The sequence below is a fragment of the Hyphomicrobium sp. MC8b genome (assembly GCF_905067615.1).
In the GTDB taxonomy this organism is placed as follows: Bacteria; Pseudomonadota; Alphaproteobacteria; order Rhizobiales; family Hyphomicrobiaceae; genus Hyphomicrobium_B.
Window position 1 is genome coordinate 3,011,248 of sequence record NZ_LR898465.1, and the last position, 21,561, is coordinate 3,032,808.

The 21,561-nt window shown below is 60.5% G+C and carries 18 protein-coding genes and 1 pseudogene; 8 read left to right on the plus strand and 11 right to left on the minus strand.

Annotated features, from left to right (window positions below):
- Positions 1 to 42: 42 nt before the first annotated feature.
- The 5 genes from glyA to ACLB1Z_RS14710 all read right to left on the minus strand — a co-directional run bounded on the left by glyA (position 43) and on the right by ACLB1Z_RS14710 (position 6,366).
- A complete protein-coding gene (gene glyA / locus ACLB1Z_RS14690; RefSeq protein WP_409560506.1) occupies positions 43 to 1,347 on the minus strand; it encodes a serine hydroxymethyltransferase in 1,305 nt (434 codons plus the stop codon).
- A 194-nt stretch (positions 1,348 to 1,541) separates the two neighbouring features.
- Complete coding sequence (gene hemA, locus ACLB1Z_RS14695; protein WP_409560507.1) at positions 1,542 to 2,774, minus strand: 5-aminolevulinate synthase; 1,233 nt, start codon at positions 2,772 to 2,774, stop codon at positions 1,542 to 1,544.
- Between the two features lie 238 nt (positions 2,775 to 3,012).
- Positions 3,013 to 4,314, minus strand: a complete 1,302-nt coding sequence (locus ACLB1Z_RS14700; RefSeq protein WP_409560508.1) for a L,D-transpeptidase family protein — start codon at positions 4,312 to 4,314, stop codon at positions 3,013 to 3,015.
- A 207-nt stretch (positions 4,315 to 4,521) separates the two neighbouring features.
- A complete protein-coding gene (gene ldtR / locus ACLB1Z_RS14705) occupies positions 4,522 to 5,031 on the minus strand; it encodes a transcriptional regulator LdtR (protein ID WP_013948395.1) in 510 nt (169 codons plus the stop codon).
- Between the two features lie 219 nt (positions 5,032 to 5,250).
- Complete coding sequence (locus ACLB1Z_RS14710) at positions 5,251 to 6,366, minus strand: enoyl-CoA hydratase/isomerase family protein (RefSeq protein WP_409560509.1); 1,116 nt, start codon at positions 6,364 to 6,366, stop codon at positions 5,251 to 5,253.
- Between the two features lie 282 nt (positions 6,367 to 6,648).
- Between ACLB1Z_RS14710 and ACLB1Z_RS14715 the strand changes: the two genes are divergently transcribed.
- Together ACLB1Z_RS14715 and hemB are read left to right on the plus strand one after the other, a co-directional pair.
- Positions 6,649 to 7,782 (plus strand): extensin family protein, encoded by a 1,134-nt coding sequence (locus ACLB1Z_RS14715; protein WP_409560510.1) that lies wholly within the window; start codon positions 6,649 to 6,651, stop codon positions 7,780 to 7,782.
- A 161-nt stretch (positions 7,783 to 7,943) separates the two neighbouring features.
- Positions 7,944 to 8,993, plus strand: coding sequence for a porphobilinogen synthase (gene hemB, locus ACLB1Z_RS14720; RefSeq protein ID WP_409560511.1), 1,050 nt, complete (start codon positions 7,944 to 7,946; stop codon positions 8,991 to 8,993).
- A 269-nt stretch (positions 8,994 to 9,262) separates the two neighbouring features.
- Here hemB and ACLB1Z_RS14725 read toward each other — a convergent pair whose 3' ends face one another.
- Both ACLB1Z_RS14725 and ACLB1Z_RS14730 read right to left on the minus strand, forming a co-directional pair.
- On the minus strand, positions 9,263 to 9,847 hold the full coding sequence (locus ACLB1Z_RS14725) for a DUF2155 domain-containing protein (protein ID WP_409560512.1): 585 nt from the start codon (positions 9,845 to 9,847) through the stop codon (positions 9,263 to 9,265).
- 93 nt (positions 9,848 to 9,940) lie between these two features.
- Complete coding sequence (locus ACLB1Z_RS14730) at positions 9,941 to 10,339, minus strand: NADH:ubiquinone oxidoreductase subunit NDUFA12 (RefSeq protein ID WP_409560513.1); 399 nt, start codon at positions 10,337 to 10,339, stop codon at positions 9,941 to 9,943.
- A 677-nt stretch (positions 10,340 to 11,016) separates the two neighbouring features.
- Between ACLB1Z_RS14730 and ACLB1Z_RS14735 the strand changes: the two genes are divergently transcribed.
- Both ACLB1Z_RS14735 and ACLB1Z_RS14740 read left to right on the plus strand, forming a co-directional pair.
- A complete protein-coding gene (locus ACLB1Z_RS14735) occupies positions 11,017 to 14,784 on the plus strand; it encodes a vitamin B12-dependent ribonucleotide reductase (RefSeq protein WP_409560514.1) in 3,768 nt (1,255 codons plus the stop codon).
- Complete coding sequence (locus ACLB1Z_RS14740; protein ID WP_409560515.1) at positions 14,781 to 15,410, plus strand: hypothetical protein; 630 nt, start codon at positions 14,781 to 14,783, stop codon at positions 15,408 to 15,410. The genes ACLB1Z_RS14735 and ACLB1Z_RS14740 overlap by 4 nt, the downstream gene beginning before the upstream one ends.
- Before the next feature lie 337 nt (positions 15,411 to 15,747).
- Here ACLB1Z_RS14740 and ACLB1Z_RS14745 read toward each other — a convergent pair whose 3' ends face one another.
- Both ACLB1Z_RS14745 and ACLB1Z_RS14750 read right to left on the minus strand, forming a co-directional pair.
- Positions 15,748 to 16,092 carry a GIY-YIG nuclease family protein gene (locus ACLB1Z_RS14745; RefSeq protein ID WP_409560516.1) on the minus strand — a complete coding sequence of 115 codons (345 nt, stop codon included), beginning with the start codon at positions 16,090 to 16,092 and terminating at the stop codon, positions 15,748 to 15,750.
- A gap of 314 nt (positions 16,093 to 16,406) precedes the next feature.
- On the minus strand, positions 16,407 to 16,634 hold the full coding sequence (locus ACLB1Z_RS14750; RefSeq protein ID WP_409560517.1) for a hypothetical protein: 228 nt from the start codon (positions 16,632 to 16,634) through the stop codon (positions 16,407 to 16,409).
- Between the two features lie 434 nt (positions 16,635 to 17,068).
- Here ACLB1Z_RS14750 and ACLB1Z_RS14755 point away from each other — a divergent pair, with 434 nt between their 5' ends.
- On the plus strand, positions 17,069 to 17,686 hold the full coding sequence (locus ACLB1Z_RS14755) for a hypothetical protein (RefSeq protein WP_409560518.1): 618 nt from the start codon (positions 17,069 to 17,071) through the stop codon (positions 17,684 to 17,686).
- A 75-nt stretch (positions 17,687 to 17,761) separates the two neighbouring features.
- Positions 17,762 to 18,094 carry a hypothetical protein gene (locus tag ACLB1Z_RS14760; RefSeq protein WP_024276122.1) on the plus strand — a complete coding sequence of 111 codons (333 nt, stop codon included), beginning with the start codon at positions 17,762 to 17,764 and terminating at the stop codon, positions 18,092 to 18,094.
- A 116-nt stretch (positions 18,095 to 18,210) separates the two neighbouring features.
- Here the strand turns inward: ACLB1Z_RS14760 and ACLB1Z_RS14765 are convergent.
- A pseudogene (locus ACLB1Z_RS14765) lies at positions 18,211 to 18,636 on the minus strand (hypothetical protein); the annotation flags it as partial.
- 757 nt (positions 18,637 to 19,393) lie between these two features.
- Positions 19,394 to 20,140 carry a competence/damage-inducible protein A gene (locus tag ACLB1Z_RS14770; protein WP_409560519.1) on the minus strand — a complete coding sequence of 249 codons (747 nt, stop codon included), beginning with the start codon at positions 20,138 to 20,140 and terminating at the stop codon, positions 19,394 to 19,396.
- 87 nt (positions 20,141 to 20,227) lie between these two features.
- On the opposite strand from ACLB1Z_RS14770, the gene sfsA reads away from it, so the two are divergent.
- Together sfsA and msrB are read left to right on the plus strand one after the other, a co-directional pair.
- Entirely contained in the window at positions 20,228 to 20,947 is a 720-nt protein-coding gene (gene sfsA / locus ACLB1Z_RS14775) for a DNA/RNA nuclease SfsA (protein WP_409560520.1), read from the plus strand.
- A gap of 107 nt (positions 20,948 to 21,054) precedes the next feature.
- Positions 21,055 to 21,552 carry a peptide-methionine (R)-S-oxide reductase MsrB gene (gene msrB / locus ACLB1Z_RS14780; RefSeq protein ID WP_409560521.1) on the plus strand — a complete coding sequence of 166 codons (498 nt, stop codon included), beginning with the start codon at positions 21,055 to 21,057 and terminating at the stop codon, positions 21,550 to 21,552.
- Positions 21,553 to 21,561: the final 9 nt, after the last annotated feature.

Consider the following 21,561-nt stretch of genomic DNA (forward strand, 5'->3'; position numbering starts at 1 on the left):
GCCGTGGGCGAGCGCCGCACGGCCTTTTTCATTACATCGCGCTTAAGCGTAGATCGGGAAACGGGTGCAGAGTTCCGTCGCCTTGGCCTTCACGGCCTCTTCGACAGCTGCGTTGCCTTCTTCGCCGTTCTTCGACAGACCATCGAGAACTTCCGAGATCAGGCGGCCGATCTCCTGGAACTCCGCGACGCCGAAGCCGCGCGTGGTGCCGGCAGGCGAACCCAGACGGATGCCCGACGTGACCATCGGCTTCTCGGGGTCGAACGGAATGCCGTTCTTGTTGCAGGTGATGTGCGCGCGGCCGAGCGACTTCTCGGCCTTGTTGCCCGTGATCTTCTTCGGACGAAGGTCGACGAGGATCAGGTGCGTGTCGGTGCCGCCCGAGACGAGCGCGAAGCCGTTCTGCACCATGACCTCACCAAGAGCCTTGGCGTTGTCCATGACGTTCTTGATGTAGACCTTGTAGTCCGGGCGCAGCGCCTCACCGAAAGCGACGGCCTTCGCTGCGATGACGTGCATCAGCGGGCCACCCTGGATGCCAGGGAAGATCGCCGAGTTGATCTTCTTCGCGATATCTTCGTCGTTCGTCAGGATCATGCCGCCACGCGGGCCGCGCAGCGTCTTGTGCGTCGTCGTCGTGACGACGTGGGCGTGCGGGAACGGGCTCGGGATCAGGCCAGCAGCGACGAGACCGGCGAAGTGGGCCATATCGACGAGGAACGTCGCGCCGACTTCATCGGCAATCGCGCGGAACGCTGCGAAGTCGATCTTGCGCGGATAGGCCGAACCGCCGGCGATGATGATGCGCGGCTTGTGCTCGTGGGCAAGCTTCTTCACCTCGTCCATGTCGATGAGGTGCGTGTCGGGCTTCACCATGTAATGGACGGCGTTGAACCACTTGCCCGACTGGTTGACGGGTGCGCCGTGCGTCAAGTGTCCGCCGGCAGCGAGCGACAAGCCGAGGATCGTGTCGCCCGGCTTCGCCAGCGCGTTGAAGACGCCCTGGTTGGCCTGCGAGCCCGAATTCGGCTGCACGTTGGCAAAACCGCAGTTGAACAGCTTCTTGGCGCGGTCGATCGCGAGCTCTTCGGCGATATCGACGTATTGGCAGCCGCCGTAGTAGCGCTTGCCCGGATAGCCTTCGGCGTACTTGTTCGTCAGAACGGAACCTGCAGCATCGAGCACAGCCTGAGACACGATGTTCTCAGATGCGATCAGCTCGATCTCGTGCTGCTGACGTCCGAATTCCTTCTGGATGGCGGAGAAGACCTCGGGATCGGTCTCCGAGAGGTGCGCCTTGAAGAAGCGCGACGTCTGCGAGTTTGCTGCGGCCGGTGCAGTCGACATTGAGCTTTCCCCTGATTTTGGAAATGTTTTTGTAGCGCTGGCGGGGACCGTTAAGTCAAGCCCGGCCGGACGCGGGTTCAACCATAGTAAGGGCTCAGGCGCCAGGGCTCAACACCCCACCCGGGCGCGTAATATCGGCGCGGATGGGGCTTTTGGCTCAAAGGGGTAGTCAGGTCCTGCTCGGCGACCCCGCCCTATTCGGCGGCTTCGGCGAGGCTTTCCATCAGCGCCAGCGGGCACTGACACCACAGCTCGGACAGGGCGTTAACGAGGTGATCCATGTCGGCATCGGTGTGATGCGGAGACGGCGTCAGACGCAAACGCTCCGTGCCGCGCGGCACGGTTGGGTAGTTGATCGGCTGGACGTAGATGCCGTAGCGATCAAGGAGAACGTCCGTCAGCGCCTTGCAGCGCACCGGATCGGCGACGAGCACCGGCACGATGTGGCTCGGCCCCTGGATGACCGGAAGGTCGGCGGCAGCGAGCTTGCGCTTCAACGTGCGGGCACGTTCCTGGTGAGCTTCGCGCTCAGTGCTGCTCGACTTCAGGTGACGGATCGAAGCAACTGCACCAGCAGCGATGGCCGGCGCCAAAGACGTCGTGAAGATGAAGCCCGGCGCGTAGGAACGGATGGCGTCGCAGATGGTTTTCGAGGCAGCGATGTAGCCGCCCATCACACCAAAGCCCTTGGCCAATGTGCCGTTGATGATGTCGACGCGGTGCATGACGCCGTCACGTTCGGCGACGCCGCCGCCACGCGGACCATAGAGGCCGACGGCATGCACTTCGTCGAGATACGTCAGAGCGTTATATTTCTTCGCAAGATCACAGACGGCGCCGATCATGGCGACGTGGCCGTCCATCGAATAGACGCTCTCGAAAGCGATGATCTTCGGCGTCTCACGCGGCACCGTTTTGAGTTTCGCTTCGAGATCGGCGAGATCGTTATGGAGGAAGATCTGCTTCGGTCCGCGGCCGTTGCGAATGCCTGCGATCATCGAAGCGTGGTTCTTTTCATCCGAGAAGATCACGCAGCCCGGAAAGAGCGTGGCCAGCGTCGAGAGGGCCGCTTCGTTGGCAACGAAGGCCGACGTGAAGACGAGAGCGGCTTCCTTGCCATGGAGGTCGGAGAGTTCGTTTTCGAGTTCGACGTGATAGTGGGTCGTGCCGGCGATGTTGCGCGTCCCGCCCGAACCGGCACCGACGAGGTCGATCGCTTCGTGCATGGCGGCGAGCACTTTGGGGTGCTGGCCCATGCCGAGATAGTCGTTCGAGCACCATACGGTAATGGGCTTGGCAGCCTCGCCCTTGATCACTTCGGCTTTGGGAAAGGAACCTCGGCGGCGCTTCAGGTCGGCGAAGACGCGGTAGCGGCCTTCTTTCTTGACGGCATCGAGGGCATCGGAGAGCTTCTGCTCGTAATTCATCTTCTGGTTTCCGCTCCCAAAAGCACGACGTTCATTTTATTTTTCAGCCTTTATGGCCCCGGAGGGCACAAAGAACCAGTGCCGTTTCGTCGCGCAGTTGCATGAAATTTTGGTCAGGTTCAAGGACTTTCTTCAACACCCAACGCTCCTGCCCAGAACCTTTGCAATTATTCTAAAGCACCACAACCAACCTTGAGGCGCATCAAACCATACCGAGGTATGTAGACAGTTCTCTGAGCTAATATGAGGCGGCGATCTCGCCGACGCCGTCCTTTTGATAGATGTCGCGGCGGAACTGGACGACCCCGTCGGCCGTGGCCCAGGCGCTAATGTAAACAAACAGCAGCTGAACGGGTTTTTTCAGCCGGACGTCCATCGGCTTGCCTGATTCTTTCATTTGCGCGATCCGGTCGGCATTCCAGCCGTTTTGTCCGGCAAGCAACCACGTCGCCAGATTTTCGATGTTGTGAACCCTGATGCAGCCCGAGCTTTCGGATCGGAAATTCCGCCCGAAAATTCGGTCCGACGGGGTGTCGTGCATGTAAACGGAGTGGGCGCTGTTGAAATTGATCTTGAGGAACCCGAGCGGGTTCTCCTTGCCGGGCTTCTGGCTATAGCGGTAGGTGCCGGGCTTGACCTTGTCCCAGTCGATTTTCGCTGGATCGACTTTCCTACCGCCGCCGTCGTAGGCGTCGATGCCGAATTTCAGCAGAACGTTCTGCCCCTTCTTCTGCATCTGCTGACCGCGCGGAATCAGATCCTCAGCGATGACCGTCGGCGGCAGGCGCCAGGTCGGATTGAAGCTCAGATCGGTGATCGGGGTGCGTAGCAACGGCGTCGGGCGATCTTCCTTGCCGACGACGCCTGCATAGCGAGCAACGATCTGTCCGTTCTCGACAGCTTCGATTTGGGCGGCAGGAATGTTCACGACGACGTACTTCTTCTGCGTCGTCGGGATGACTTCCTGGAGGCGCGCCAGATTAGCCTTCAATTGCTTCAGGCGTACGTCCGCGGGCACGTTCAGCGCCATGATCGTGCGCTTGTCGGCGATGCCGGTCGGGGTCAATCCGTTCGACGCCTGGAACCGCTTCAGCGCCTTGTCGACCTCGTAATCGAAATAGGTCGAAGTTGTATTGCCGCTCCGCAAATCGCGGGACGCTGCAAGGCGTGCACGGAGAAGCGCGACGCTTGGATCGGTCGTGCCATACTGCAGCAGGCTATCGCGCGGCGTCTTGTTCGGCGGTACCGGAAGCTGCGGCCAGCCGCCCCGGCTGACGATCATCAGATATTCGCGGACAGCCATCTTCGTCGCTTCGATGTTCGCCTTCGCGAGCGTGGCGAAGCCCTTCGGCGGGTTGGCTTCCCACTCGCGGACGAAATCGGGGTCGGTCGGATTGGTCGAGAGCGAGGAACCCGGCGCGTCGTTGCCGGTCGGGCCGAAATTGATCCAGCCGAAGCTCTGGGCGGCGGCACTTCCCATGCCGGTCCATGCGGCGGCGGAAAGCGTCACGAAACCGATACCGACCAGCAGTGGCGCCATTCTGCGGGCGGCTGAGCCCGCCCTGGCAAATGTCGATCGCCCGATATGCACGTCGTCCCCCTGCCCCTCGCCATGGCGGCTTTTCTCAGGGACAGTCTAACCGAATAACTGCAAACGAAAAAGGACCGCTCCGGATTTAAGGAACGGCCCATTTAATGCTGCGGGACAACAGCATGGCAAACCCGAGGAGTGGCGCAATCGTCAGTATTACAGGCGGTAGCGGATCTGATCCGACCAGAAACGTTCCAGGCGAACCAGCGCCTTATTCAGGCTCTTGACGTCATCGCCCGACACTTCGCCGACGGTTTGAACGGAACCGAGCTGGCGAAGATAGAGCTTGCTGACGACGTCGCGGGCCTCGTGGCCTTTGTCGGTGAGGCTGACACGCACCGAGCGGCGATCGGTATCCGACCGCTTGTAGTGAATGTAGCCCATATCGACGAGCTTCTTCAAATTGTAGGAGACGTTCGAGCCGAGGTAATAGCCGCGCGTCTTCAATTCGCCCGCGGTCAATTCGCTCTCACCAATGTTATAGAGCAGCAGCGCTTGCACGCTGTTGAGTTCGGCGCCGCCACGACGATCGAATTCGTCTTTGATGACGTCGAGCAAAAGCCGATGAAGGCGTTCGATCAGGCGCAATGCCTGGAGATATTCACCGCGAAAGCCTTCTTCTTGAACGGGCGCGCGGTGACGTGCCACTTCATACGCTAAACTCATTACCCTGCCTCACATGTTTTTGACGCCACCCGGTTTGCCCCGGGTTTTGACAAATAGATAATGGGAAGGACTGAATTTCGCCTAAATAGATATAGTAAAAGAATAGTGACAGGCCCTATTTCCAAGGGTTTTTTAACCAGTCAGCAACATGAAATTTGTTTGTGGTGATTTTCGCGTTAATTGCGCAACGATAATTGGATGCAATACGCCATCGCAAAACTAGACGCGCGCGGCCTGCATTTCCACGCGACTCGGCAGTTCGAGATCGCCTTCCGGCAGCGGCTTGAAATAACCTTCGACGATGTCGGCTGCAACATCTTCGTAACGCGCCGGCTGCCAGACGGGCTTGCCATCTTTATCGCGTAGCAGAGCGCGCACGCCTTCGTGGAAATCGTGATTTTCAAGGCAGCGCACCGCGAGACGATAATCTTCAATCAGCGTATCGCGAATATCGAAACGAAGCGCATTCTGAATATGGCGCAGCGTTATCGCCAATGAAATCGGAGAGCACTTCCTCAACCCAGAAAGCGTGCGTTGCGCCCATTCCGAACCTTTCGCCTCGGCCCTTTCGAGCGAGCGAAAAATTCCGTCCAGTGTCGGCTCGGAGAAATGCTCATTGATATGGCCGCGCTCTTTCTGCAGATCGCCCGGCACTTGCGGCTGGTTCAGATCATCGAGAAGCGGATCGACGGGCAGGGCGTCTGCGAGCTTGGCGCGAATATCTTCGAAATGCGAGGACGATATGCAGTGCGTGACGAGCCTCAGCCATTGCGCATCGGCGCGGCCTATCGAGCGCCCCGTCAGGCCGAGATAGAGACCGATCGGCCATGGCATTTTCGCCAGGACGCGCGCAATCCCGACATCGGGAAAAAGTCCGATCTTCGTCTCAGGCATCCCCCATTTGAAGTTTTCACCGGCGATGCGGTGCGTATTGAACGCCGAAAGCCCCGCGCCCGAGCCCATGCACAGCCCGTCGATGAAAGAGACGGTCGGCTTGGAGAAGCATTCAAGCAACCAGTTCAGCGAATATTCGTCTCGCATGTAGCTTTTTGCCGTCGCGATATCGCTTTTCGCGGCGGCGGAAAGCGCCACAACATCGCCGCCGGCGCAAAATGCTTTCGGACTGCTCGACACGAGCGCAACGATGTAAACGTCGGGATTTCTCGCAACACGCGGAATGGCCGAAAGCAACACACGGCACATCTCATTGTCGAGAGCATTGAGGGACGAGGGCCGATCAAGCGTGAACGTCTGCAACGCCTGTGTTTGGGCGGCGACGATTTTCTCAGCCTGCATCGGTGTGGCCGTGTTGATGGCGATCTTAGGTTCGTTCACTGCCTGCTCGATCGTAGACGTGCTTTGATTCCAATCGTTATGCTATGCCCCGTTTCCACCGGGCTCGCTAGTTTTTGCGGCGATAAAGCACAATCGGTCACAAGGCTCACGGAATTTGTCCAGAACTTGTAACTGCCGTGCAACGCCAATGACTTGGCCGCGGACGCAAACTCTGCAATGATCATAATTGCGTGACTGCGCGGGCATGCGTCGCGCCCTGACCTTGGCATCGGCTTTCGAAATCCCGCCCGCGTTGAAATACCAGGCCGCATACAGACAATCATGATGACAGCACACGAGCGCAATTCGGCCAAACGAACGTATTGGCGCGCCGTCGTGGCTGCTGCGGCCTGCGCATCCGCTGCGATCGGCTTCGTTGCGGCAGACGCGGACGCGACAACCACCAAGAAACCTCATAAGCCGGCGCAGCAAACGGCCGCGCCGAAAACAAACGCTGCGGCGGCTTCCACGGCCGCCGATCCGGCCAAGGCGACGCCTTCCGCCGCCGAGGCCGACGCACAAGCCGCAGCGAAACCTGCCGACGCTTGGTCGGAGACGGAAATTGCCGACGCCCGCGCGCATTGCGCCGTTATCCTGCAGCGCATTCATGCCGTGGCCCTCCCGCACGCGCCCATCCGCGACGGCGCTTGCGGGGCTCCCGCGCCGGTCGAACTCATCAGCATCGGACAAAGTCCGGAGGTCGCGCTGTCGCCGCCCGCGATTGTGCGCTGCGATCTCGTGGAGCAGCTCGCGAATTGGTTCGAAAACGACGTGCAGCCCCTGGCGCGCAAGCATCTAAAATCGGCGATCGTCCGAATCGAGACGATGAGTTCTTATTCCTGCCGCAACGCCTATGGCCGCAAGTCGACGAAGCTCAGCGAACACGCGCTTGCAAACGCCATCGACATCGGCGGTTTCGTTACCAGATCCGCGAAGACGGCCGAGGTGCTCGACGACTGGGGCATGCCGCAGCGCGAGATTGCCGCTGAAGCTGCGGCTCGGAAGAAGGCTGCGGAAGACGCGGCCGCCAAGACTGCGCAAACGAACGTGGCCAGCAATCCGGCGCAAGGGGCGTTGCCGTCCATCGTGCCATCGACTGCGGGCGCGGCGGCGGCGGGGCTCGTGCGTTCGACCATCATCGAAGGCGTGTCAAATGTCGTGGTCACGTCGTCGTGGGCATCGGCCACGGATGTGAACCGGCTCGGCGGACCGGGCCCGGAAACAGCGACGCCCAAGGCGGCGTTTCCTGTCGGCCTCAGAAACCCGCCGCCGGAAATGCAGGCCTTCCTGCGGGAGGCGCACGCGTCGGCCTGCCGGACGTTCGGCACGACGCTTGGACCAGAAGCGAATGCCGCGCACCGGAACCACTTTCACATCGACATGGCCCAGCGAAAGTTCGGCAAGATCTGCGATTGAGATCGGCCGCCCTCTCTAGGCCAGGGGATGAGGGAACGAGCGTGGCGCCTGCGGATATCTGACCTGCGTAACGCGGCTTGCGCGGAAGCCCGGCACGTGTCCATTGTCCCCGCGGTTCCGCCATCTCAGGAACGGATCGACACGTCAGCAGGACTTTTCCCATGTCTTCTCGCATGCGCCCCACGTCTTCCGCCGCCAATGCAGGCACGCCGCCCGACTCTCTTTCCGGCGGATTTCCGGCAATTCGCATGCGCCGGAACCGGAAAAGTCCGTGGTCGCGCCGCCTCGTTGCCGAGCATCTGCTTTCGCCGAACGATCTGATCTGGCCACTGTTCGTCGTCGATGGCGAAGCCCAGCGCATTCCGGTGGCGTCGATGCCGGGCGTCGAACGGTTGAGCGTCGATCTGATCGTCGACGCGGCGAAGGAAGCTGAAGCGCTCGGCATCCCGGCTCTCGCCCTCTTCCCGTTTACCGACCCCAGGAAGCGTAGCGAGAGCGCCGAGGAAGCCTTCAATCCCGACAATCTCGTTTGCCGGGCGACGCGCGCGATCAAGGCCGCCAAGCTCGACATCGGCGTCATTCTCGACGTGGCGCTGGACCCCTATACGAGCCACGGGCATGACGGGCTGATCGTCGGCGGCGAGATCGTGAACGACGAGACGACGGCCGCGCTCGTCAAGCAATCGCTGGTCCAGGCGGAAGCTGGGGCCGACGTTCTCGCTCCTTCGGACATGATGGACGGGCGCATCGGCATCATTCGCGCCGCACTTGAGACGGCGGGATTCAAGAACACGCAGATCATGTCGTATGCCGCGAAGTATGCGAGCGCATTCTATGGGCCTTTCCGCGATGCGGTCGGCTCGACGGGTCTGCTCAAGGGCGACAAGCGCACGTATCAGATGGACCCGGCAAACACCGAGGAAGCGCTGCGCGAGGTTGCGCTCGATCTCGACGAAGGCGCCGACATGATCATGGTGAAGCCCGGCATGCCCTATCTCGACATCGTGCAGCGGGTTTCGAGCGAATTCGGCGTGCCGACGTTCGCGTATCAGGTGTCGGGCGAGTATGCGATGCTGGCGGGGGCGTTCGAGCGCGGCTGGCTTGATGCCGACAAGACAATGGTCGAGAGCCTGTTGGCCTTCAAACGCGCGGGAGCGTCGGGCGTGCTGACGTACTTTGCTCCGAGAGTGGCGAAACTGCTGGCTGAGTAATTCGGCCGCTCGTCATCTCCGAGCGACGCCGAGGCTCACCGCGCCATCAAAGAACCGGCCGAACATCCAACTTGGCTGGATCCCGGCCTGCGCCGGGATGACGGTTGTTGCGTGGGCCGTCATCCCACAACATCGTCATGCCGACGAAGGTCAGCACCCAGACAAGTTTCAGCGCTTGAGCTGAGTGTTGCCGTGGATGGCCGCCTGCGCGGCCATGACGTCGGAGGTCTGGCGTTTCGCTGCACTCGTCCGAGGACGACGATAAGAAGCTAGCGCCGAACGCGGCGGCGGAAATCCTGGTCGGGCGGGATCTGATCGGCAGGGGCGTTGCCGCCTGCGGCCGCGGCAGCACCAGCTTGGTTCGGATCGTCGGACGGCGCGACCGTACCAGCGTTCGGATTGTCCTCAGCGATGGTGCGGATCGGCTTCTCGCATTTTGTCAGCCAGACATCATATGTCGGATGCTCCAGGCCGTAGATGCCGGGGCTTTCGGCAAACATCCAGCCGGTGAAAATACGTTTCTCGGAACCGTCGACCTGAGACTCATCGATCTCGACGAACGTGTCCGTCTTGGGCTCGTCGGTGGGCGGGCGCGAATAGCAGGCGCGCGGCGTGATCTTGAGCGCGCCGAATGTCGCCGTCTTGTTAAGTTCTACTTCGATCTTCGAGATGTGCGCCGTCACCTTATCGAGCGCTGAAAAGACGGCGACTTGATTCTCAATGCGATCGGCGGCTGCGGGCGGCGCGGTCAGGACGGCGAGCGTGCCAAACAGAAGCAGCGCCGACACGAACACGCCCGCACGGCGACAGACCTTCGTGCAGCGCCCGAAATCTAACAAGTCCGTCTGTCTCAACTGCAAAAATCCATTCCCCTGAGGCGCGCTACCGCGCCTCGCCGGATTGCCCGCCAAAGGGGGCGATATTTCGTTCTGCCGGATTAATCTCGATTAATTCGGCTTCCACGCCTTGTAGTCGCTGGTGGATGCCGCGCGCTGGCCGGTGCCCAGGATCGATCCCTTGGGGCGATAAGCCTTCGCCGTGCCCGTCATGTTCATCTGATGGGGCTTCTGCCAGGGGCGCGGATGATAGCGCTCTTCGGTCGGCGGCGTATCGACAGTATAATGCAGCCAGCCGTGCCATTCGGGCGGCACCTGACTCGCTTCCGAGAGCTTGGGATAGATGACCCATCGCGCCGGGACGCCCAACGGGCCGACGCCGCTTCTCTGAATGAAGTAGCGATTCCCGAACTGGTCCTCGCCGACGAGCTTGCCTTTGCGCCACGTAAACAGGCGCGTGCCCCAGGTATTGCCGCCCCACCAGCAGAAAATCTCGCTGAATAAGCTCATCGTTTGGGCATCCTTTGCCGCTGCTACCCTGATCACGAATTAGCGGTTCTTCGGCGGTGATGTCCAGACGCCATTGAGCCGGTGCAGGCATGCAACATAGCTGACGCGGAATCGCACTAAGCTCGTCAGCAGCCGGATCGAAAAAACGGACGTAATTAAGTCCTGTCCACACCACCAACGGCCAAGATGACCGGTAAAACCCCAACGAATGCGCGGCAAATGCCAACTCCGGCCGGAAGTTGTTAACACCACTAGATGTAGTGCTTGTTGTCTCTGCCACCCCAACATCTATTTAATTTCCCTTGTCGGATCGGCTTCGAATCTCCTAACTTTGGCCCTGTTGCGACATTCGTAAGACGGACCGTTCGAGATCGGTTGACGACGACTTCGCAGCTGTTCGGTTCAGTAGCGTTCCAGCGTAGCGCGCGAGTCTTCGTCGCAATCACACACTTCGGGTCGGCATGAGGCCGGCGGAGTCGCCTTTTCGGTGTCTTCGCGGGCACGGGGAAACTGCGGCCGGTGTGTTGAGTGCCGACGAGGCGCCTCAGGGCAGTCCATCCGCGTTCTCGACCCGCCGTTCGCCGGAGTTGCAGGGCTCTGAGCGCGTGGCGTCCAAAAAATCACATACGGCGCTCGGCAACACCGCTGCGCGCCGCGCAATTCGGGGGCACTTTCACATGAAGATTACACGGCGTTTCACGAAAGCCGGCCTTTCTCCCTATGCCTCGATCCCGTTCCGGCGTGCGACGTCAGAGATCAAGAACCCCGATGGTTCGATCGTTTTCCGTCTCGAAGGCTTCGATGTTCCCGAACAGTTCAGTCAGGTTGCAGCCGACATCCTGGCGCAGAAATACTTCCGCAAGGCGGGCGTGGCGCGGCGCCTGAAGCGGTGCGAAGAAACGCAGGTTCCGTCGTGGCTGTGGCGCTCCGCCCCGGATGACGCCGCTCTTGCCGAGCTGCCGGAGAACGAGCGTTTCGGCGGCGAGACGGACGCGCGCCAAGTCTTCGACCGTCTCGCCGGCACCTGGACCTACTGGGGCTGGAAGGGCGGCTACTTCTCGTCCGAGGAAGACGCGCAGGCGTTCTTCGACGAGCTGCGCTATATGCTCGCCATGCAGATGGCGGCGCCGAACTCGCCGCAGTGGTTCAACACCGGCCTGCACTGGGCTTATGGCATCGACGGCCCCGGCCAGGGCCACCTTTATGTCGACTATCAGACGGGCGAACTCGTGCAGTCGACGTCGGCTTACGAGCATCCGCAGCCGCACGCCTGCTTCATCCAGTCGGTTGCCGACGACCTCGTCAACGAGGGTGGCATTATGGATCTCTGGGTGCGCGAAGCGCGCCTCTTCAAATACGGCTCGGGCACGGGCTCGAACTTCTCGTCGCTGCGCGGCGCAAATGAGAAGCTGTCGGGCGGCGGCCGTTCGTCGGGCCTGATGAGCTTCCTCAAGATCGGCGACCGGGCGGCGGGCGCCATCAAGTCGGGCGGCACAACGCGGCGCGCGGCGAAGATGGTCGTCGTCGATGTCGACCACCCGGATATCGAGGAATATATCGGCTGGAAGGTCAAAGAAGAGCAGAAAGTGGCGGCGCTCGTCACCGGCTCGAAGATCTGCCAGAAGCGGCTCAAGGCCGTGATGAAGGCTTGCGTCAACTGCGAAGCGGAAGGCGACGCCTGCTTCGAGCCGACGAAGAACCCCAAGCTCAAGATCGCGATCCGCGAAGCCAAGCGTGACGGCGTTCCGCAGAACTACATCCTGCGCGTCGTCCAGTTCGCGCGCCAGGGCTACAAGGACATCGAGTTCGACACCTACGACACCGATTGGGACAGCGAGGCCTATCTCACGGTCGCCGGTCAGAACTCCAACAACTCGGTGCGCGTGACGGATGACTTCCTCAACGCCGTCGTCGAGGACAAAGACTGGAACCTGCGTTCTCGCCTTGGCAATAAGGTAACGAAGACGATCCGCGCCCAGGATCTCTGGGAGCAAATCGGCTTTGCAGCGTGGGCCTCGGCCGATCCCGGCATTCAGTTCCACACGACGATCAACGACTGGCACACCTGCCCGCAGTCGGGGCCGATCCGCGCATCGAACCCGTGCTCGGAATACATGTTCCTCGACGATACGGCGTGCAACCTGGCTTCGCTGAACCTCTTGCGCTTCCGCCGCGAAGACAAATCCTTCGACATCGAATCGTACGAGCACGGCTGCCGTCTGTGGACGGTCGTGCTCGAAATCTCGGTGCTGATGGCGCAGTTCCCGTCGCGGCAGATCGCGGAGCTTTCGTACCGCTATCGCACGCTGGGCCTTGGCTTCGCGAACATCGGCGGCCTCTTGATGTCGTCGGGCATTCCTTATGACTCCGAGGAAGGCCGCGCGATTTGCGGCGCGATCTCAGCGATCATGACGGGCGTTGCCTACGCGACGAGCGCAGAGATGGCGGAAGAGCTTGGCCCCTTCCCCGGCTACGCGCCGAATGCGCAGGACATGCTGCGCGTGATGCGCAACCATCGCCGCGCCGCTCATGGCGAAGCCGAGTTCTACGAGAAGCTCTCGGTTGCTCCCGTGCCGCTCGATCACGACGCTCTAACGGATGCGCGCCTCGGCGACGCTGCGAAACGCGCTTGGGATCGCGCGATCGAACTCGGCCAGGAGCATGGGTATCGCAATGCTCAAGCCACCGTCGTTGCGCCGACCGGCACGATCGGCCTCGTGATGGACTGCGATACGACCGGCATCGAGCCCGACTTCGCTCTCGTGAAGTTCAAGAAGCTCGCCGGCGGTGGTTACTTCAAGATCATCAACCAGTCGGTGCCGGAAGCGCTGCGCGCGCTCGGCTATCGCGAAAGCCAGATCGCCGAGATCGAGGCTTATGCAGTCGGCCACGGCTCGCTGGCCCAGGCACCCGCCATCAACACGGGCACGCTGAAGGCCAAGGGCTTCACTGACGATGTGCTGGCGAAGGTCGAGAAGGGTCTGGCGACCGCGTTCGACATTAAGTTCGTGTTCAACCGCTGGACGCTCGGCGACGACTTCATGACGGGCAAACTCGGCATTCCTGCCGACAAGCTCAACGATCCGTCGTTCGATATCTTCGCGCACCTCGGGTACTCGAAGAAAGACGTCGAAGCCGCCAACGAGCACGTCTGCGGAGCGATGACGCTTGAGGGTGCACCGCACATCAAGGCCGATGATCTGCCGGTGTTCGATTGCGCCAATCCGTGCGGCAAGAAGGGAAAGCGCTTCCTTTCGGTCGAGAGCCACATCCGCATGATGGCGGCGTCACAGCCATTCATCTCGGGCGCGATCTCGAAGACGATCAACATGCCGAACGATGCGACGGTCGAAGACTGCAAGCAGTCGTACATGCTGTCGTGGAAGCTGGCTCTCAAAGCCAACGCGCTCTATCGCGACGGTTCGAAGCTTTCTCAGCCGCTCAACAGCCAGATCCTCGGCGATGATGCGGACGAGGCAGCGGACGCTGTGGATGCTCTGATGAGCCAGCCGCTTGCCGCTCGCACGGCGACCGTGACTGAAAAGATCGTCGAGAAGATCGTCGAGCGCGTCGTCTACGTGGAGCGCGAGAAGGCGAAGGGCCGTGATAAGCTTCCGGGCCGTCGCAAGGGCTACACGCAGAAAGCCGCTGTCGGCGGGCATAAAGTGTATCTGCGCACGGGCGAATACGACGACGGCCGCGTCGGCGAAATCTTCATCGACATGCACAAGGAAGGCGCTGCTTTCCGCTCGCTGATGAACAACTTCGCCATCGCGATCTCGCTCGGCCTGCAATACGGCGTGCCGCTGGAAGAATACGTGGAGGCGTTCACCTTCACGCGCTTCGAACCGGCAGGTCTCGTGCAGGGCAACGAGACGATCAAGAACGCGACGTCGATCCTCGACTACATCTTCCGCGAACTGGCGGTGTCGTACCTCGGCCGTCACGATCTGGCGCACGTCGATCCGCGCGAAATCGTCGGCGAGACGGGGCTGGGCTCCAGCGACGACGATACGGATGAGCAGCTTTCGCTCAACCTGCCGGAGAGCGTGACGAAGATGGTGTCGAAGGGCCTCGTTCGCGGCGCCGACGTGGTTCGCCTCGCGAGCCGCACGACGACAAACGTTTCGTCTGCATCTGGTCCCAAGGCGTCATCGCTTGGCGCGGCCGCCGTGCAGAACGCGAGCTACGACGTCAGCGCCCGCTACGTTGAATCGACGCTGACGCACGGCGCGAATGCGCTGTCGGCGGTAAGCGAAGAGATGCAAGCGGCGGTGTCATCGCCGGTTCTGACGAAGTCGGAGCTTTACAAGCAGCGCCTCTCCGAAGCGAAACTCCGCGGCTACGAAGGCGTCGCCTGCACCGAGTGCCAGAACTTCACGATGGTCCGGAACGGCACTTGCCTGAAGTGCGACACGTGCGGCAGCACGAGCGGGTGTTCGTGAATAAGGACGACCAGTTCAATAATTTGAACGGGCAGCAACCTATGATCAGGATTCCTGAAACAGTTCAGCCCGTTCAATATACTAAGCTGGATATCGTGCTTGAGCACATTTATGCCAGCATTCAAATGATCTCGACTGAATGCAATAGCTTCTCAGTGCACGTCGTAACTATGGCTTGCAGAGAGCTATTGCTCAATCTAGCCCATCAAAAAGGTATTGAGCTTGAATGGGATCATCGCCGTTTTGTTAAACCGCAATTTTGGAACCAATATCGTCAAAAATCTGTGCTTGCTTACAACTACTTCAAGCACGCTGATCGGGACCCTGATGCCTTATATAACGGGCCATCTTACGGCAACTTAGCTCACCTCAACGATGCTCAAACGCTATTTAATATCTCTGGTTATCATTCGTTAGGCAGAAAACCTACTGGGCCGATGGCTCATTTTTCTGTCGCGATGATGCTGTTATATCCTCAATACTTTAAGATGGATTTCCTCGACGAATATCCGGAACACAAACGCCAATATCAAAGCGTCCCAAAGGAAAGAAGCGTTGTTCTCTCGGCGCTCAGATCTTCTCTTTTGGCAAGCAAATATCTGCCGAGGATTCCGGAATTTGACTGACGTCATCCTCGAACGCGTGGGCGCAGCGATGCGCGTTCGGAGATCCAGCGTGAGACTCGTCGGAGACGACCGAATTTCAGCAAGGCGCCACCACTCGTGGCGCCTTGTTTGGTTTCGGCTTGACTGGATCCCGGCCTTCGCCGGGATGACGGTGGGAGATGACAGACTGCGCCGGGATGACGGAATTGGGAATGGTCTGCGAACGCCGGGATGATGTGTTGGGGGCTATCGCGGGGGCTAACCTTCTCCGGGATGAGGGAGATGGGGCGAAGATCGTGCCCATTCTCCGTCATGCCGACGAAGGTCGGCACCCAGACAAGCCGCAGCAGATTGTCGGTCAGAGAGCCTGCTCGGACATATCAAATGGACCCGCGCCGATCTCGCCTGTTTGCGGATCAAAGAAATTGCGCCACTCGGGGTTCATCTGTTCGATCAAACGCAGCTTCCAAGTCCGCCGCCATTCTTTCAACTGCTTCTCACGCGCGATGGCTTGGTCGAGCGTTTCGTGGAGCTCGTAGTAGACGAGTTGCGTCACGTTGTATTGCGCAGTGAAGCCGGGAATGAGCTTCTGCGAATGCTGAGCCATCCGCGCGTGAAGATCACTCGTCACGCCAATGTAGAGCGTGCCGTTTTGGCTGCTCGCCAAGATATAGACGCACGGTGATTTGCTTTTCCGGCTCATGACGTCCCCCTGCGCAGATTGAAGCGCCGCAGGAGATCGCGCAAATCCTTTGATTGCTCGTTGACTGGATCCCGGCCTTCGCCGGGATGACGGTGGTGGGGCTGGCTGTTGCGCCGGGATGTCGAGAAATGGTTGGCGTCTGCGACGGCGCTCGGAACTTTGCGCTGCGCCGGGCTGACGGTGGTTAGGTGTCTCGGTAGAACCAACCCGCCGAGAGCGTGCGTCCTGAGATGCGAGGAAACGGAGCGCGCTCTCGGCGGTGCGTGGACGCGCGCGGACTGAATCGACCCCCCGATCCAGCGCGCGATCCGGCGTCAAGTCTTCTTGGCTTTCTTCACTTTTTTCGTCTTATGCGTCTGCGCGACCTTCTGCTTGCCAGCCTTGTGCGCGTGGACCTTTTTCTTGTCCTTTGATTTCAGCGTAACGAGCGTCGCGGTGTGCGAGGCGGATAGCCGTGGCGCTGTCGTTGCAGCCTCGGCGGAAGCGGTGGCGCCAACGCCGAGAGCGAAGGCGCCGAGCAAAATCAATCGTGCAATTTTCATTGTCTTCTATCCCAAGCAGAGCCGCAGCCGGTCTCGAGCTGCAACGCGACGCTAGGCGGCGGTTCCCGAAAAGAGAAAGAAGAAGACTTCAAATGCTCGGAAGATTTTTTTCGAACGGCCGCCTCGCCTCCGAGGCGCGCGTCGCATTTTTGCGACGGCTTTGTATGTCGTCTCGGCCACATCGAGGTGCGAAAACATTTCGGCGTTCATTGGACGTGTACGCCGCATCAATCACAGTGATTCTCAGCGAAAGACCGCTAACGCCTTGTTTGTTGCGTTTTTGATTGTGTCCAGCATGAAGCCGCAATGCGCTTCCACACCTTATCCTCAGTCCTCCCCGTTCCTTTTGCACCTTGGGTAAACGCCGCTCGGCAATAGCGAATCAACACGCTTCAGTCGTATCCAAGTGCTTGAGAAATAATGCGGAGTTGAAGATGAAACTCGGTGGGGCGCAGGCGCCATTATCGGTCTATATGCTGGCCGATCACCTCGATGCTGCACTCGCCGCCGGCGAGGACATCATGGTGCGCGGCAGCCAGTGGCGCGAACTCGCCGAACACACCAGCGAGCCGGCAGACTTCGTGATGCGTCAGCGCAAGATTGCCGACGAGATCCGCGCCCTTGAGCTGATGCTTGTTGCCCGCGTTCTGAAGGCGCGCAGCCATGCCATCGCGCTCTCCGAATACGACGAGCGTTTTCGCACGCTCGGACGGTTATTTGCGTCGGGCACGGCCATTCTGCTCGACGCGGTCGAGGAAAGCGGCGACGCGCGCGAACTCGACTTCGACACGGGCGATGAGATCATCGCCTACGTTCGCAGCCGCGGACTGATCGCCCCCGATGCAGCGGCCATCCGGAAAGCGTCGGACCTGACGATCGACGACAGCTTCCTGGTCGCCGCGCGCATGGCTCTCGGGCCTCTCTTGGATATGGCGGCGGCCTTCCTTGATGCTCTCGACGTCCAATATGATCTCTTCGTCGAAGAGGCGCCGGTTGCGAAGCGGACGCTCCTGCTCGACCTCGACGACGCCGACCGGCTGCCCTTGAACTGACGGCGCGACGTCGCAGACGCCCAGCGCGTTTTGCTGCGCCATTTGGCGACGCGTGCCGAACGGGTAGGCGAACGCTTGACCGAGCGCGACGCCACAGTCGCTCGTCTGAGAACAAGCGAACGCGCCTCAGCTTTGGCCTCAGGCTTCTCAACCGCAGCCGCCGACTTTTCGAAATTCACCGCGATGCTTGCCGGCACAGTTCCGTCAACGGACGCCACGCGGGTTGAATCCGTGCGCAGGACGTTGGCCAATGCGGGCTTCATGGTTTTCACCGCCGTCAGCATCTTGCCGGCGACCGGCGCGAAGACCGACGTCGACATGGCATCAAGCGCCATCGCGATCATCATGCCGCCCTGGGCCTGGTCGAGCGATGCGAACGACCCGATGGAACCCGGAACCGGCGCATAACGGCGATTTCTTTTATAGGTCGCGTCGACGATGGACGGCGCCGACATCACGCGGACTTCGAGTTTCGCAACGCCGCTTCCCGCAAAGCCCAGCTTGTGCGCGGTTGCGCGCGATACGTCGAGCTTGCGCTGACGCCAGTACGGTCCGGCGTTGTTGACGCGAACGACGGCGGCATTGCCATTGTCAGGGTTGCGAATGAGCAGGATCGTGCCGTCTGGATAGATCGGGCTGGCGGCGCTATCGGCCTCGTTGGGGCGAAAGGCTTCGCCAGATGACGTCAATCCGCATGGGTTGTAGCGATCGCGGCGACAGTCGTCATAGTACGAGGCTTGGAGCACCGTGTCCTGGCCGACGATGGCGACCATCTCGGCGATGCTCAGCACGCGGTGACAGGTGTGGTTGAAGCAGTATGTCTTGCCAGGCGTCTTGGCTTCGACAGGGGCGGCGCTGAAGGCCAACATCGCTGCAACGGCTGCCGGCACACTCCAGGCAACCCATGCCGCTGCGCATGCATGCGCACGACGACGAATACTCGATGACATCCCTACTCTCCCGTCTTTCTTCGGCACGGGCCTACGCGCCGTTCTCCTCCGTGCGTTCCATCCGCCTTGGAACAAAACACCAACTGCAGCGCCGGACCATAGAGTTTGCGATGCACCACGACAACCCAAGAATTGCCGTTACAATTCCCGCGCAATCACAAGTTATTTCATGACGTTGCGTGACTGAGTTGGCTCCGTTTCTATGCAGGTGAAACGGTGTGCCGCATGCGCCCCGAAGGCCACGGTTGCTGAGGCGTATATGCATCACGCAGAGTGTAATACGAAGCCGGACGAAATTCTCCGGTTGCGCCGTATAGGGCGTATGCGTCTCATCTCGCTCGGGGGCCGCAAATACGGGGATTTTCGGGGGAAATTTTGCGTCTATTCCTGGGATCTATTGCGCTGGCATTGCTGCCGTTTCTAAGCGGTTGTGTCTGCGATCCGCCGGTCGAGCGACTGACCATCAAAAAGCGCGTGCACGCGAAACGGGTCGCGCTGGCGATACCGGCCAAGCCAAGAACTAGCACAGATGCGACGAAACCATCCGCCACGTCCGTGCTGAGATCAATACGCATCAAGAGGTGCGACTGTCCGCAGGACTTTGATCCGCATGTCTGCGGCGATCGGAGCGCCTACACGTGGTCGCCGGACTGCAACAAACAGTCATCAGGAACCATAAGGCCCAGCGCTCCCGAGCCTGCGCCGGCACCTATCGCAGCGCCCGTCGCGGCGCCTGATAGGCCGACCCCAGCGTCGCTCAAAGGTTCAGCGCAGCCTTGAGCGTTTCAGCCGCCTCGTTCAGGCGCTGAGGATTCGAGCACCGCAGCACGAGGTCGGACACCGGGCGGCCATTGCGCAATTGCGGGTAGCTGCCCATCGCCACGTCGCGATAGCGCTGCTGGTGCGTCGAGAAGATATCCGCGATCTCGCTTTCCGGGCGATCGACGGGAATGGTGATCGACAAAAGCTTGGCGCCGGTTTCCAGCATCGGCGTCACGCTTGCGAGCATGGCGCGCATGACGCTCGGCACGCCCGCCATCACGAACACATTGCCGATGCGAAATCCCGGCGCGACCGAAATAGTATTGTCAATCAGCTCGGCGCCTGCGGGCGCTCTCGCCATGCGCAAGCGCGCAGCCGTCACCTCAAGCCCGCGGCCGGTATAATAGTCACGAAGCAGCTTTTCCGCGCGGGCGTCGATGCCGACCGAAACGCCGAACGCCTTGCCGATACTGTCGGCGGTAATGTCGTCGTGCGTCGGACCGATGCCGCCGGTCGTGAACACATAGGTGTAGCGGGAGCGAAGCGCATTGACGGCCGAGACGATCTCATCCTCATCGTCGGCGACGACGCGCACCTGCTGCAAGCGGATGCCGATGTTCGTCAAATGCTCGGCGACGGCGCCGATGTTCTCATCCTTGGTGCGGCCCGACAGAATCTCGTCGCCGATGACCAGGAGGGCTGCTGTAACAATCCGTTCTTCCGTCAAGGCTCGCTCGTCCATCGCTGCTTTCAGCCGCCGTCATAGCACCGCCGAACGCGCGGCGAAAATACTTGCCGGGCGGCGCCGAACGCCGATATGGCCTGATCCATGAAATTTACACACCCCCTCGTGCCCGGCATTCTGATCCAGCGCTACAAGCGCTTTCTCGCGGACGTCACAACCGCTGGCGGCGTCACGGTCACCGCGAGTTGCCCCAATACGGGCTCTATGCTCGGCCTGACGAAGCCCGGCTCGAAGGTCTGGCTTTCGGAAAGCGACAGCCCGACGCGTAAATACAGGCATACCTGGGAAATGATCGAGGCCGACCTTGGGACGGGTCCGCACCTCGTCGGCATCAATACGGGACGACCGAACGCGCTCGTCACCGAAGCCATCGAGACCGGCACGATCGCAGAGCTCGCCGGATATCCGATGTTGCGGCGCGAAGTGAAATACGGACTCGACAGCCGCATCGACGTGCTGCTTTCGGGCGGACGTGATAATCGCGACTGCTATGTCGAGGTGAAGAACGTGCATTTGATGCGCGAGAACGGCCTCGCCGAGTTTCCCGACAGCAAAACAGAGCGCGGTGCCAAACACTTGCGCGAACTTGCAAACATGGTTGGCGAAGGCCACCGCGCCGTGATGGTTTTTCTTGTGCAGCGCAGCGATGCTGAGAGTTTCAAGCTCGCGCGTGACATCGACCCCGCATATGCCACCGCTTTTCAGGCTGCTGCAGCATCAGGTGTTGAAATGCTCTGCTATAAATGCCAGCTCAGCCCTACAGAAATCGCAGTTGAGAAACGCATCGAGATTGCGGATCTTTAACGAGAAGGCCGGTCAACGGCTGAAACACACAAGAGAGAGGCAACGTACTCTCCAGCAGACGGCGTTTAGGGCGCCGGTCAAGGAAACGAAACCCAAGGTGACGATCGATGTATTCACGTCGCGATTTTTCGAGGCTGGGGCTTGCCCTGGCCGGTGGCGTCGCAGCACTTAAATCGGCAACCGGCTTGGCGGCGGAAGGTTCGGCCGAGGCATTCCAAGTTACGAAGTCGGACGCGGAGTGGCGCAAAGAGCTGACGCCGGAGCAGTACAACGTGCTGCGCAAGCAGGGCACCGAACGGGCTGGCACGTCGCCGCTCGATGCAAACGACGCGCCGGGCACCTACCTTTGCGCCGGATGTCAGCTTGCATTGTTCTCATCGGAAACGAAGTATCATAGCGGCACCGGCTGGCCGAGCTTCTGGAAGCCGCTTGATGGTGCGGTCGAGACGTCTACCGACAATAGCTACTTCATGACCCGCACGGAAGTTCATTGCCACCGCTGCGGCGGACATCTTGGTCATGTGTTCGAAGACGGACCGAAGCCGACAGGCCTGCGCTACTGCATGAACGGCGTGGCTTTGAAGTTCGTGCCCAAGGTCGCCTAGTCAGCAAGC